Source organism: Peribacillus muralis (assembly GCF_001645685.2).
In the GTDB taxonomy this organism is placed as follows: Bacteria; Bacillota; Bacilli; order Bacillales; family DSM-1321; genus Peribacillus; species Peribacillus muralis_A.
In genome coordinates this window covers 970,621-984,168 of sequence record NZ_CP017080.1, presented here as the reverse complement: position 1 = coordinate 984,168, position 13,548 = coordinate 970,621, and the positions used below count along the sequence as shown (strand labels likewise).

Genomic DNA, 13,548 nt, shown 5'->3' with positions numbered 1-13,548 from the left:
TCCATTTTTCACAATTAACAAGCAATCCTCGTACACTCGTACCTTTCAGTATGGTATTTCTGTACTTTGACTGTTTATAATGGGGTTTTTTAGATTCAACTCCATTGAAATTCGTGGAAAGTCAAAGACCTTTCAGTGAAGGATGAAAAGGCTCCGGAATGAACATAATTCCGAAACCATAAGTGTTATATTGGTTTTGTCGTCTTCTTTATCCTCGTCCAGCTTGGAACGAAGGATATTTTGTCATCCCTCCATCGGCGAACAAAGTGATGCCCGTTACATAACTGGATTCGGAGGAAGCCAGCCATACAGCTACAGCGGCAATTTCCTCTGGCTTGCCGATGTACCCCATTGGTATCATGCTTTCAAGGTCCTTTTTCTTCTTGGGATCTTCAAGCTTATCGGCATTTATTGGGGTAGCGATGGCACCCGGACCGATGCTGTTGACGCGGATTCCTTTTGGCGCATATTCAAGAGCCAATGTTTCCGTAAGCAATTTTACCCCGCCCTTGCTTGCCGCATAATGGACGAATAATGGCCATGGAATCATTTCATGCACACTGGACATGTTTATCACATTGCCTTTTATATCGTTCTCGACATAATATTTGATTGCTTCACGGCAGCCGAGGAAGTTGCCAGTCAAATTGGTGTTTATCACCCTATTCCAATCGCTTAACGGCATCTCATGAGATGGAACGGGGTTTTCTATCCCTGCATTATTGATGAATACATCAAGTTTCCCAAACTTCTTTACTGCTGTATCAACAAGGTTCATTACATCGCCTTCGACGGTGACATCGCCTTTCACTGCTATCGCTTCCCCGCTAGCAGCTTTTATTTCCTCCAATACACTATCCGCCTCCTCCGGCTTGGAGCGATAATTAACTACAACCTTTGCCTTTTCCTGAGCAAAGCGAATCGCCATCGCTTTCCCCAAACCAGTTGATGACCCTGTTATCACAACGACCTTGCCTTCTAAATCTTTATACATTTCATCATCCTCCAATTAACTTTTTGCAAGTCCTAGCATTACCCCTGCTATGATGATCAAGATTATTCCGATGACGATTCCAATTAGTTGGTGTTTCGTTTTTTTCTCTCGTAATATGATGATTCCGCCGAGTGTCGAGATGACAATCCCCATTTGTGACAACGAAAAACTTGTAGCTACTCCCACTCGAGGCTGGGAAATGAATAAAAACATGTTTCCTGCAGCCCATATCAATCCGGGAATGATATTTCGAATTGCATATTTGTTAAACGGTTTATGTTTAAATGTCAATAAAAGTCCGCCTATCACCATTCCTATCGCTTGAGGGAATAACGCTGACCAGCCATCTACATCAAAAAGCCGGGCAACGACCACATAAACCAAATAACCGAAAGTAGAGATGAGAAGAATGATGATTCCTTTTTTCAAGTTTCCCGATTTTCCCTCTTTTGATTCTTTATCTTCCAATGAGGTCAGGACAATTCCTATAATGATGAAAACCAATGCCAAGACGCCTAAAATGACCGCCTTCATCGTTGACCACTCATGGAAAACGATGACCCCGAATAACGTCGTCGAAATGAGCTGCAGCCCCGTTGATATCGGCATCGTTTTGGAAACGCCCATTAAGTCGATGCTCTTTAGCTGATTGGCTTGTCCAACAGCCCAAAACAATCCAGACACGATGCCGACGCCAAATACCAAAAGAGATAGCTTGATATCGGCAAAAATATAAACGCCAATTGAAAAGATCAAGGCACCGATCGTTGTTCCCAGTGTCTGACTGTAAGGTCCGCCCCCCAGCTTCACATTAAATAATACGATGCTTCCCCAGAACACCGCAGGCAAGAGCGCTAATACTATATCCATCTTCAACCCCCATTATATGTATGTTCAAACTAAAGCAGGAAACTTATATAGTCTTTACTTAATATGTTCTCACGCATCGAATTGAGCCTTGGTAATTTTTAGTTTGGCGTTAATCATTATGTACTCGAATATTGACTGCAGCTTTCTTCGATATATCTAATAAGGGCAGTTTTTCACTTTACTGCATAAAGGGCAAAAAAAAAACTGCAGGCAAACCCAAATTTTCATCGAGTTTGCCTACAGCAAGAAGCAACCCTGAGCAGGGTTGCTTCCATATTATAAGCGGTTTACTTCTTCAAATGATATGGAACGGTCGTAACCACTACATTCCTTCTATAAAGTAAGTAGGCACGAATCAGTAAACTGGATTGGTTATGGAGAATGTTGTGCCAGCCCTTCTTCGGAATGAATTGCGGGATGATGACTGTAACTTGATAGTTGGATTCCCTTGCCTTATGCTCAACCGTATCTACAAATTTAGTCAATGGCTGAATGATGCTGCGGTAGTACGAATGAAGTGTGACGAGCCTGATATCCGGCTGCCAATTCTTCCATTTTTCTTCGAATTTCTTTTCATCCTCCCTTTCAAAGGAGATATATACGGCAATGATTTGATCTGCAGAAAGAGATTTGGCATAATTCAAGGAGTTCTCGACTACATGCGTGATACCGGCAACAGGAACGATGATGACATTTCCTTGGATGGGAAGAGTCGGCTCACACGTAGTGATTCGCAATTGATCGCCTACCGCATCATAATGTCTCCTTATGCGATGAAACATCAAAATGATGATTGGCAGGAAGACTAAAACAGGCCATACATGCACGAATTTGGTTAAAAAGAAAATGAGCGTGACAATAAAGCTAATGATCGCCCCAATTGAATTAATCGTTAATTTCACGATCCAGCCTTTAGGCTTTTCTCGAATCCATTTAACCATCATACCCGACTGTGACAAGGTGAATGGAATGAAAACACCTACTGCATAAAGGGGAATGAGATTCTCGGTATGCCCCCCAAAAGCGACTATCAGGATAATCGATGCAAGCCCAAGAATGATGATTCCATTGGAATATCCCAAGCGGTCGCCTCTTATCGTAAACATCCTTGGAATGAACTTATCCTTGGCCAAATTGACCGCGAGCAGCGGGAAAGCAGAATACCCAGTATTGGCAGCAAGAATCAAGATTAATGCCGTCGTGCCTTGTATAAAGAAATACATGAAGTTCCTTCCAAATATCTGTTCGGCGATTTGCGAAACCACCGTTACTTCTGCGCTGGGAACTATGCTTAAATAGTAGGCTAGGAAAACAATTCCCGTAAATAATACAGCAAGCAATGAGCCCATCGCGATTAAAGTTTTAGCAGCATTATTCGGTGCTGGATCTTTAAAGTTAGGAATCGCATTGGAGATTGCTTCTACGCCGGTCAAGGCGGAGCTGCCGGATGCAAATGCCCTCAGCAAGATGAATAAACTGATGCCGGCGACTGGTGTCCCAATCGACGCATGCAATTCAGGTGAGACATCGCCAGTCAAGATTTTGTATAGTCCCACCCCGATCAGGATGAATAATGCTAAAACGAACAGATAGACGGGATAGGCCAATACCGAAGCCGACTCCGTTACCCCTCTAAGATTAAGGATGGTAAGCAGGATCACAAAAATGATAGCGATAACGACATTATACGCATGCAGGCTGGGAAATGCGGACGTGATGGCATCCGTACCTGCTGATACGCTTACAGCGACAGTCAATATATAATCCACCAATAAAGATCCACCAGCGATCAGCCCTGGATTTATCCCTAAATTGTTTTTTGAGACGACATAGGCCCCTCCGCCATGCGGGTAAGCAAAAATGATCTGCCTATAGGACAAAATAAGAGCTGTTAACAGGATCAAGACCCCGATGGCAATCGGTATGGAATACCAAAATGCCGCAGCACCAACCGTGATCAAAACGATCAATATTTGTTCCGGACCATATGCAACTGAAGACAAAGCATCAGAAGATAGAATGGCCAACGCTTTTGTTTTGTTAAGCTTTTGATCACCAAGCGCATTTGATTTTAAGGGTCTTCCTATCAAGAACCTCTTAATTGATGATAACATCAAAAATTCCCCCACCATGTTTTAAGTAATAAGTTTAGGTTACCCTGCTAAAGCAAAAACCCAGAAGAAAAAATAAAAATGCCTGCAAGTCATAACTAAATAGACCTGCAGACATCAATTTTTTTGTCTAACAAGCTCCACCTTCCTTCTCATATAACGCTTACGAGGTTAGCTGTCGGATTCGGACCTAAGAGTAGCCCTACCTTGGAAGGATTCACCCCTTGGATTATAAAATAATCCCAATAACGGGTCCCCCGCACCAAATGGTTTAAGCGATTTAGAAATATGAAACTGTTGATTATCATACTCCCGTGAACTGGAAAAGTAAATGAAAATTTTTCATGTAAAAAGAATATTTTTTAGTAACTACGGTTATGTTGATAACCTATGCTCCATACGGAACCAAAACCCTTCAAAACCAGAAAGGATGGCCATGATTCCCATGCCTAAACATACAGTAAAACCAATCATCTCAGATGAATTTTTAGATGAAGTGGTTAAAGAAATCAATGAACAATTCGGCGGTCCACTCAATGAAAACGATCACCGTAACCAACTGGACGGGGAAGAAACAAGGTGATGACTCATTCCCTGTCCGAACGGGACGTGCCAGCCCTTTACGAAACTTATCAATTGCTCCCGATAGCACGTTCAATAGCACCTCTGGTTTTATCTCAACCAGAGGTTTTTGGGCAGATTTTCTTAATTCCTCACAAATTTTTTGGCGACTTGTCCAAACCGTTCTAGCTTATCCTCATAGAATGATAAAGTAGTCATCATAAAAAGAAGCAAGAAAATACGTCATATAACAACAATGATGATATTACATGATTCAAATACTGGATAAGGGAATGATATTTTTCCATTTCATGGCCCTTTTAGATCCGTTAGCCTTATAGGACAAGCCAACGTCTCCTGATTCCCCATTCGACCTACTATTATCCCACTTTTTTCACATTCGGTCTCGGTGGCTTTAAATTAATGCTAGCAAGGGAAAGACCTCATCCATTCACTTCATTCACTTCTTTGACGGCCTTAATTTCATGGTTATCTTACATTCAAAAGGAGGGATGAAACATGTATATGCATCATTCACCAAGAACGGGAATCATACACACCGAGTTGCCGTATCTAGGAATGGCTTCGCAAGTGTACACAGGCTATTTAGAATTCCAAAAGAATTTTGAGGCTGTATCAGAAACCGAAAACCGTCAGTCACTATCTGCCCCTTTAGATGAGTTTGAATGATCACTGACATTGCCTGCTCCATCCTTTTTCGTATCAACAAATTAAAACCGTCCTATTAAAGGACGGTTCTTTTTATGCTCCTTCATATTTACACGGAAGCAAAATTTATTTATCGTTAATTTCAGACTAATATCCAAAATAATAAAGTGGCCGGATCGCAATGATTCACTCAACAGCATAAATTGATTTTTTTCATGATATATTTACATAGGACTTGAGCACTTAAAAGCGTTTAATTGAAGAAGCTTCGATAGTTTTACTGAAATAACAATTTGTATTGCCGTAACGGAAACAAAAGAGAGCCAGCGGGTCATACCAAAAATCCTCAAAGGAACCGTAGTAGGGTAATGCTATTGCTACATCCTGCCAATACTTATTATCTGCAGAATTATTCCTTGGAACCAATTAAGCAATGAAGTGAGTCCTTTCGTTCAGGTTTTCAGTATATCAGGACTTGCCGGAGCAGCCGCTATAATCAATTTTGTACTTTTGACGGCTGTTTTATCAGTGGCCAATTCCGGTATATACGCTCCCTCAAGGACATTGTTCAGTACTTCCCAAAATGGAGAAACTGGGATGCCATAAGATAGCTCAATATAAGATCTGGAAACAAACAAGATAGAAATACACCAGTTAATATACATAATGTAGTTAACAACATTCCATTGATGGGGATGTCCTTAATGGTGGTTCGGATGTACGGCTTCACCTTTTTATTATTATTGTTCAGCTCAATTGAAACTATGTAAATATTATACTGCCAAGCACGATTTCCAGGTTAAATGGCACCCATACACAACATTAATTGCCATTACAGCTTTAAGTGCTATCCTTTTGGCTTTTCTTTAATAAAGAAAATATCGTTGGATCCGTTTTATGCCTTGTGACTCTATCTGTATTTATCCTGCTTTCTTTCATCATTGAACAAAGAAAACAGTTCTAAATTAGAATTATTGGATTTTGTATATGAACCAAAATGAAGCTCTGAATTTCAATCAGGGCTTCTTCATTTTGTAAGCGAAAGAAGACCTCCAAAGGAGAAACCTCTCCAAAATAAGAGCGCTGAAGTTTCACCTTGTTTACAAGCAAAGTGAAATGTAACGGAAGGCACGAAGACTACCGTGGAATGAAGTAGAAAAAAACGGTCAAAGTTCCCCCTTATGATTGTGGGCAATTTCCTCAGTGTATCCTTAAATTAGAGTGAACTTCATTCACCGTAACGCTTGCTTTTTACATTCCATAAAAAACTTAAGACCCAATCATTTTAGCGATTTCATTATGTTATATTTTTAGCATACATATGTTAAAATATCCTATGAACCAATCATCCTACAAATTTGAGGTGTATATATTGGCCATATCCAAAGCAAACCGATTATCACTTGTTGAGCAAGTCGTTTCTCAAATCGAAACATTAATCGAATCTGGTGAATGGGAAATTGGAAATCAGATTCCGCCTGAAATGGATTTGATCAAACATTTCGATGTAAGCAGAAATACATTAAGAGAAGCGATACGATCGCTTGTTTACGCAGGACTTCTAGTTACGAAACAAGGAAAAGGAACCTTCGTCAAGTCAACAAGCTCCTTAGGGGTTGCGTTTCAAAGAAGGATCCAAAGATCAAGTTTATTTGAAACGTTAGAAGTCCGTCATGCCCTGGAAAGAGAAGGAGCCCAATTGGCCGCACTAAGACGTGATCAAGAAGATATAAAAAAGTTGCGGTTTCACATCACAGCCTGCCGTATAGCGGCAGAAGAGAAGGACATCAAGGCTTATGAGCAATCTGATATTCAGTTGCATAAATCGATCATGGGTTCATCACATAATGCCTTATTAATTGATTTGTACGAACATATGGAAGATTCCTTGCATGAGTCCATCCATCAGATCGTCCGGATGAGTTCTGAGGCGAACTTTCATTTAAGCATTCATTGCACTCTAGTGGAAGCCATTATTGAACGAGATGTAAAGCGAGCTACTGAAGCTGTAAATGAGTACATTGCACAATTCAAAAAATCTCTAAAATAAGTACGGAGGAAAATCATGGCCATCCAACAAACGGTTAATCAACTAGAACAAAAGAAAATAAATAATAACTCCAGAATCGGACTGCTCATTATCGGGGTCATTCTAATTGGAGCCAATCTACGGGCGCCTCTTACATCCGTAGGGCCCCTTGTAACATCAATCCGGGACGCTTTGGGAATCACGAATGCACTTTCAGGTTCCTTAACGACACTGCCTTTACTCTCTTTCGCCTTATTGTCGCCATTTGCACCTAGGATAGCCCGGCGTTTTGGGATGGAGCTCACCTTATTCGCCTCTTTGATATTATTAACGATCGGAATCGCAATACGCTCCATTGGCGGAGTCCCGACATTGTTCATGGGAACGATCTTGATTGGACTCGCCATAGCCATCGGCAATGTATTGTTGCCTAGCCTGATCAAGCATAACTTTGCAAGAAATATCGGTTTGATGACAGGCGTTTATGCTGTTTCCATGAACCTATGTGGCGCGATGGCATCCGGGATCAGCATCCCTATTGCATTTTCATCGGGTATGGGATGGACTGGTGCCCTCGGATGCTGGGGAATCTTATCGCTTATCACCGTTTTCTTCTGGATGCCGCAATTAAGACGGCCTGCCAACGGGGATAAAAACGTACAAACAGCTCAAAAACAAAAAAACATGAATCTGTGGCGCTCTGGTTTAGCATGGCAAATCACGTTTTTCATGGGATTACAATCCTTCATCTTCTATACCGTCATAACCTGGATGCCTGAAATCCTAGAGCAAAAGGGCCTGAACGCTGATGAAGCCGGCTGGATGCTATCCATCATGCAGCTCGCCGTCATTCCGATAACATTCATTGTGCCAATTTTAGCAGGACGCTTACAGAGCCAGCGTATATTGGTAGTCCCGCCTGCCGTTTTCCTTGTTGCAGGAATTTTCGGCATCTTATATGGAAGCGAGCTATTCATCCCGGTTTGCATGATGTTGATTGGAATTGGAGTCGGTACCATATTCAGCTTATCGATGATGTTTTTTAGCCTGCGCACCCGAAGTACCCATGAAGCGACGGAATTATCAGGAATGGCTCAATCTTTCGGATACCTACTAGCTGCCATTGGACCAGTATTATTCGGCTGGCTGCACGACCTTACACATAGTTGGACAGTTCCCTTATTAATGTTAGTCGCTGTATCTGCCCTTATTTTCATCGTTGGAATGCGTGCAGGTAAGAATGAATACGTAACTGCTCATTAATTACATGAAAAATGATCCCAGTATAATATTGGGATCATTTTCTCTAGTAACCAAAACTAAACGGATAAATGATTACAGCATAAGGATAAGGCTTTCATATGCACTCACATTCTTAAATAAACCAATTTTTCACTGCTACCAAAAGTTTGCAAGAGTAAACTGAAAGAATTATCAATACATCGGCGAATTTTGTTTTTCATTTAATAAAGTGAATGCTTTGTGATGTAAATTGGAAATCATCTGTATGCATCCTCTCAGCTTTAATTTGTTGTGGATAGTATCCCGCCTTAAGACTTCTGTCAGTAAAGCATCATGACTCATAAACCATCTTGAGTGATCAAGGAATTGATCTGCATTATCTGACGAAGTTGTCTATTCGCAGCATAATGCTATTTTAAAAATGATCATTATTAGAGGCAGTAAATAGAAGAACATTGCTCATTGCTTTAACGAGGTAAGACATCTTGCATTCCTGTATCGAATCACATTTACGAACAGGCCGATTCAACCATTAAAAAAATGTCACTAGGGTCAATCAATGTCATCTTCAAATGGGTATAAGATATTGTGGTTTAAACCATACCTATCAATAAAATTCTCTCTTGTGAATATCTTGATTTCTTTTATCTCGGAAGGTGTTGGAAATGAAGACACTTTGTATATAGGGATGTGCTCAATATTAATCAATTGACCTAAATCAGTAGTTATTAATAAATCGAAGCCATTTTTTCTATAAAGTGAGTCTATATCAGAAAAATCCATTACATAGATATTTAGCTGATTTCCGAAATGATGCTTTAAGACTTCACGAATATAATCTTTCTCAACATATGAACGACAGACTAAAGCCGTTTCTATGACCATCTGATTTTTTTTCCTTAATATAGAAGCCTGAACCAACATGAAGATTTCTAAAATCTCTATATCTTCAAAAGATATAGAGAACTCACGCGAAATATTTTTAGCTATTTCTTGAATCATCCCAAATAAAGGGTTCTTTTCGAAATAAGGGACGAATTGCAATATATTATTTATTCTCGTATCTGTTTTTAATTTCAAATCAAAGGTGATTCCCCGCAGGGTTTGCGCAAACTCGTACATGAAGATATCATCCTGAGAGACATCCAAGCCAATTTCTCTTGATAAATTAATCAGAAAATGATTTAAAGGCATACCACTGTCCGAATTAAGTTTGGAACGTATGTAGCGGAGTTCCTGGGTACGATTTAAAGACATTTCTTCACTCATTAAATATAAAGAAAAAAAGAATATTTCTTGAATTTGCTTCTCCCTATTCGATATTTTTTCCATGAATTTAAATAATTTCTTGGATATCTCAAACACTGTTGAATGTTCGTTTTCATCAATAACCGCCTGCGGGATGGTTACAAAGCAACTATGGGTTATGCGAATGTTAGAGATATGAAGGATGATCGCCAATCTTTGGATCGCTCCCATATGTAAGGATGTCTTATGCTCCTTTAATAGCTTCAAAACATGTTCTTGAAACTCCTTAATATCGAATGATGTAATAAAATCATTTAGATTCCCGGACATATACTCAACATACTGCATAATGAAGCGCCTGATTTTTTTTTCATCACCAACGATTTTATACGGACTATGTGTTAATTGAACACCGGCACTTTTCACTACTTCTTCTATTTTCTCTAGCTGCCTATACACTGTGGAACGGCTGATATGTACATGTTGTGTAATGTAATTTATGGTTACTCCATTATTAAGGAGAATTAACTCCAAAGTTTGAAAATAGGTATTTTCACTTCTAAGATGAAACCAAAGTTCTTCTATCGTACCATTTTTCGGTTTAATTAGCCTTACGCCTTGAGCTTCGTTTTTTTCAATTTTCCATTCGGGCGGAAGTGTTGAATCAGTATGTAATAAATCCCTCCATAATGTGCTTTTTGAATAGCCCGTTTTTTTTGAAAGTTCGTTTAAACTGCACCAGTTATCTTCATAAAATAAATGATACACGAGTTCTGAATAACGATCATTAAATCGATTCATCCTATCACCTTTAACTTTACTGATTTTCATATCTACTAAACAAGCTATGGAAATAGGAACTTAAGTACCATTGTCTATCCCCATTAAAACAAACATTAAAATACACACTACTTACTACCCAAATTTATCACACTTCCTTCCTGATGTCGTTTCATATGCGGTACACGAAAATCAACTTTTGAAACAAGAATAGGTTTTACCTATGCATTTAGATTGACAATAATACACGTTTCTAGTTGAGACCTTCCCGAACCCGCCCCCCTGTCATGGGTTATGAAATTCCTGACACATCAAGCATGAACTGGACACACTACCCCATAAGCCACCTAAAGAAGCAGGTAGTCAATAAAAAATGACCCTATCTTTTGGCAAATAAAATATGCACCAAATGAGTATGAATATTCCAAATTTAGAACACAGGATTTCATTTTAGACATAAACTTATTACTTTTTCATCATCACTTTGATGTTTTCTGTTTTCATTTAGCATTTTGAACAATCGAAAACACCCCATTCATTTGTGGATGGTTTGCAGAATACACCATAAAAAATGGCTGATTTTTAAAATTCCTTCTATACAAAAAAAACAGATGAGGAATCAATTATGGTTTATCGTAAGAAAAACAGCTTTATCATGACAGTTCAGCTAATTCTTGATGTGGAGTTTCAGCCTCAATCCGGAAAATTCATTAAAATTAGCAGAAAAAAAAGACCTCGGACTATTTTTTCCGTACAGTCAGTCCAAATGCCTTTATCGTTAGAAATTAAAGAGCCCTTCTGCGTTATTGCAATTCATCTTCTCCATATTGAGAATCTCATTAGACTCCATTGGGTTCTTTTTCAAATGAGTTAAATGGGCTAATTCGAATTTCTCATGCTTACAATCAAGTGAATAAAACAGCCTTCCAAATTGAAATGAAACTCAAATCCATTTTGGAAGGTTAAAAAATATTTATGCAGAATCTTCATTCTTGGATACAATCGTATGCAGTTCTATCGCTTTAATGTTTTCAACTAACCTTTTTCTTGTGCTCTCAATCTCTTTTCCATACAAACCATTCCGTTTATTTGAAAGATACACCAACTTGTCTATATCTCGATATATCTTCTTAAATGTCATTCTCATATACCGGCTGCCTCCTTTTCTTTATAAGGAAGGTTCATTACTGTTTATCCCGTGACTCAAGCACTTAAGCGGCTTGGAACCGATTCATTCATTTTCGATGACCCTGTAGAACCTTCTAAGGCCACAGGTAACATTTTTACCTGGCATGGGTCATATTTCTTGACTGGATGAAATGGCACGAACCCTCATTTAATTTTTTTAAATGGTGCAACTTTTTCCATTACTATTGCCACTACTACCCGTTCCGATAAAAATGGCTTCCCATTTGAACATAGGCTGTAGAGGGTAATCGTTTCCTAACGGGGCTTTATTTTATGATTTTCTGCTTCAACACATTAATAAGCATGACATCTAATGTGATAGGCTGTATATAATATGTCAAATCCGACATTCACCAATATATGTTTGACCAGGCATGAGTTATTTGACTTTAATCCCGTACAAAACACTCTTGGCATTTTCATTGAACTCTTCTACCACTTTTTGTCCAAAGTTCTTTTGAACCATTTTATATGCTTCCTTAAGTTGAAAACCTCTGTTGCCTGTATTATGAGCATCTGATGCAATGAAATGAGCAAGATCTGAACCAATTAGATAGTTGGAAAATCTTTTTGTTTTCCACCCAAATTTACCTGTGATGCTCCCAGCTGTTATTTGTGAATACGCCCCATTCCAGACCAGATATTCTAAAAGGTCGGGATTTCTTATTATTTCTAAATTTCTCTCTGGATGAGCAATGATTGGTGTGATCCTTTTTATTTGAAGATCATGGATTAATCGCTCTGTATATCTTGGCACATGGTTTGAAGGAAGTTCGAGAAGGATATATTGCAAACCATTCAAAGTGATGATTTGATTATGATCAAAATCCTCTAAAAGTTCGTCCGTTATCCTTATTTCCTGCCCTGGCCATACTTTTAGCGGAATTTCCAAATCATATAGCACTTGATTCAATTTCCTGGTTTCCCCCTCGACTTTTTCTTTATCATTATCATATTTCCCCTTATGGTAATGGGGAGTTGCAATGATATTGGTGATTCCTTGTTCCACCGCTTTTCTCGCCATTACTATACTTTCGCCAATATTATCCGCCCCATCATCCACACCTGGTAATATATGACTATGAATATCAATCATCGTTATCCCCCTTCACCTCAACAATAAGATGAACTTCTCATTCCACTCCAACTTTAGCCGTTTTATTATTTTTTCCCTCTTTATTTTATAGTACTTAGTTGATTCTTTCGTTCCATTAATGAAACGCCATGACTCATTTTCATACTCCACTTATTTTTCCATTCTTCTCACATTGTTGACCTGCCTTTATGAATTACACTGCCTATTCAATTCTCCATAAATAAAAAAAGACCGTAGAGAGCACCCTACAATCGAAGAGAAGACTGGAACAGTCTTCCCCTATTTGTTTAATAGACTTTTTTTAGTTTTATAGGACGAAATCCATGTCGGATAGAGATTGTATAGGTACATTAATAAATAGTGAGTAGATACACAGGGCGGTCTCATTGATATAAATTTTGAGGATAGCGCATTATTTTAGTATGTGATAATAGTGTTTCAATTGATAAAGTGGACTAGCACGTGTCTGAAAAAGAAAAGCATTCTTTGATTATCCGATTAAAGGATAATGTTCAAAGATGACATTGATTCCTTACTACAATCCATTTTAGCTTAGAGCACCGCCCTTGTATGTCTCATAATTGAAACTTTCCTTTTCAAATTTGAAATTCCAAGTAAACAAGCTATATGTAAATTACCTATACTGGATATTCTCATGGTTATACACATAAACTTTATTCCCTATTCATTACGATTAATGCCTTAGTCAAAACAAGATTAAATCAAAAAACTTGTAATCTATAATTTGTGACCGAGTGAT

General features: G+C 38.8%; 11 protein-coding genes and 1 riboswitch. Of the genes, 5 read left to right on the top strand and 6 right to left on the bottom strand.

Going from position 1 to position 13,548, the window contains the following annotated elements:
- Positions 1 to 208: 208 nt before the first annotated feature.
- The 3 genes from ABE28_RS04715 to ABE28_RS04705 form a co-directional block, all read right to left on the bottom strand.
- Complete coding sequence (locus tag ABE28_RS04715) at positions 209 to 994, bottom strand: glucose 1-dehydrogenase (protein WP_064466819.1); 786 nt, start codon at positions 992 to 994, stop codon at positions 209 to 211.
- A 15-nt stretch (positions 995 to 1,009) separates the two neighbouring features.
- Positions 1,010 to 1,864 (bottom strand): RhaT/GlcU family sugar-proton symporter, encoded by an 855-nt coding sequence (locus tag ABE28_RS04710; RefSeq protein WP_064466820.1) that lies wholly within the window; start codon positions 1,862 to 1,864, stop codon positions 1,010 to 1,012.
- A gap of 287 nt (positions 1,865 to 2,151) precedes the next feature.
- A complete protein-coding gene (locus ABE28_RS04705) occupies positions 2,152 to 3,978 on the bottom strand; it encodes an APC family permease (protein ID WP_064466821.1) in 1,827 nt (608 codons plus the stop codon).
- Positions 3,979 to 4,119: 141 nt separating this feature from the next.
- A riboswitch (cyclic di-AMP (ydaO/yuaA leader) is annotated at positions 4,120 to 4,263 on the bottom strand.
- A gap of 157 nt (positions 4,264 to 4,420) precedes the next feature.
- On the opposite strand from ABE28_RS04705, the gene ABE28_RS25425 reads away from it, so the two are divergent.
- The 5 genes from ABE28_RS25425 (at position 4,421) to ABE28_RS04685 (ending at position 8,497) form a co-directional block, all read left to right on the top strand.
- Positions 4,421 to 4,558: a hypothetical protein gene (locus tag ABE28_RS25425; RefSeq protein ID WP_167353383.1), complete on the top strand. Its 138-nt coding sequence runs from the start codon at positions 4,421 to 4,423 to the stop codon at positions 4,556 to 4,558.
- A gap of 497 nt (positions 4,559 to 5,055) precedes the next feature.
- A complete protein-coding gene (locus ABE28_RS24850; RefSeq protein WP_156775683.1) occupies positions 5,056 to 5,226 on the top strand; it encodes a hypothetical protein in 171 nt (56 codons plus the stop codon).
- A 360-nt stretch (positions 5,227 to 5,586) separates the two neighbouring features.
- The gene (locus ABE28_RS25615) at positions 5,587 to 5,811 is read left to right on the top strand and encodes a hypothetical protein (RefSeq protein ID WP_306807336.1); all 225 of its coding nucleotides are present in this window, start codon (positions 5,587 to 5,589) and stop codon (positions 5,809 to 5,811) included.
- A 766-nt stretch (positions 5,812 to 6,577) separates the two neighbouring features.
- A complete protein-coding gene (locus tag ABE28_RS04690) occupies positions 6,578 to 7,255 on the top strand; it encodes a FadR/GntR family transcriptional regulator (RefSeq protein ID WP_064466824.1) in 678 nt (225 codons plus the stop codon).
- Between the two features lie 15 nt (positions 7,256 to 7,270).
- Complete coding sequence (locus tag ABE28_RS04685) at positions 7,271 to 8,497, top strand: CynX/NimT family MFS transporter (RefSeq protein WP_064466825.1); 1,227 nt, start codon at positions 7,271 to 7,273, stop codon at positions 8,495 to 8,497.
- A gap of 531 nt (positions 8,498 to 9,028) precedes the next feature.
- On the opposite strand, the gene ABE28_RS04680 is transcribed toward ABE28_RS04685, so the two are convergent.
- The 3 genes from ABE28_RS04680 to ABE28_RS04670 form a co-directional block, all read right to left on the bottom strand.
- Complete coding sequence (locus ABE28_RS04680) at positions 9,029 to 10,525, bottom strand: BglG family transcription antiterminator (protein WP_064466826.1); 1,497 nt, start codon at positions 10,523 to 10,525, stop codon at positions 9,029 to 9,031.
- A 952-nt stretch (positions 10,526 to 11,477) separates the two neighbouring features.
- Positions 11,478 to 11,651: a hypothetical protein gene (locus ABE28_RS24845; protein ID WP_156775682.1), complete on the bottom strand. Its 174-nt coding sequence runs from the start codon at positions 11,649 to 11,651 to the stop codon at positions 11,478 to 11,480.
- 420 nt (positions 11,652 to 12,071) lie between these two features.
- The gene (locus tag ABE28_RS04670) at positions 12,072 to 12,788 is read right to left on the bottom strand and encodes a tyrosine-protein phosphatase (protein WP_064466828.1); all 717 of its coding nucleotides are present in this window, start codon (positions 12,786 to 12,788) and stop codon (positions 12,072 to 12,074) included.
- Between the last annotated feature and the right edge of the window lie 760 nt (positions 12,789 to 13,548).

Bases quoted from the DNA above. Each gene is read 5' to 3' on its own strand.
- ABE28_RS04715 (WP_064466819.1), bottom strand. From the start codon at position 994: ATGTATAAAGATTTAGAAGGCAAGGTCGTTGTGATAACAGGGTCATCA.
- ABE28_RS04710 (WP_064466820.1), bottom strand. From the start codon at position 1,864: ATGGATATAGTATTAGCGCTCTTGCCTGCGGTGTTCTGGGGAAGCATC.
- ABE28_RS04705 (WP_064466821.1), bottom strand. From the start codon at position 3,978: ATGTTATCATCAATTAAGAGGTTCTTGATAGGAAGACCCTTAAAATCA.
- ABE28_RS25425 (WP_167353383.1), top strand. From the start codon at position 4,421: ATGCCTAAACATACAGTAAAACCAATCATCTCAGATGAATTTTTAGAT.
- ABE28_RS24850 (WP_156775683.1), top strand. From the start codon at position 5,056: ATGTATATGCATCATTCACCAAGAACGGGAATCATACACACCGAGTTG.
- ABE28_RS04685 (WP_064466825.1), top strand. From the start codon at position 7,271: ATGGCCATCCAACAAACGGTTAATCAACTAGAACAAAAGAAAATAAAT.
- ABE28_RS04680 (WP_064466826.1), bottom strand. From the start codon at position 10,525: ATGAATCGATTTAATGATCGTTATTCAGAACTCGTGTATCATTTATTT.
- ABE28_RS24845 (WP_156775682.1), bottom strand. From the start codon at position 11,651: ATGAGAATGACATTTAAGAAGATATATCGAGATATAGACAAGTTGGTG.
- ABE28_RS04670 (WP_064466828.1), bottom strand. From the start codon at position 12,788: ATGATTGATATTCATAGTCATATATTACCAGGTGTGGATGATGGGGCG.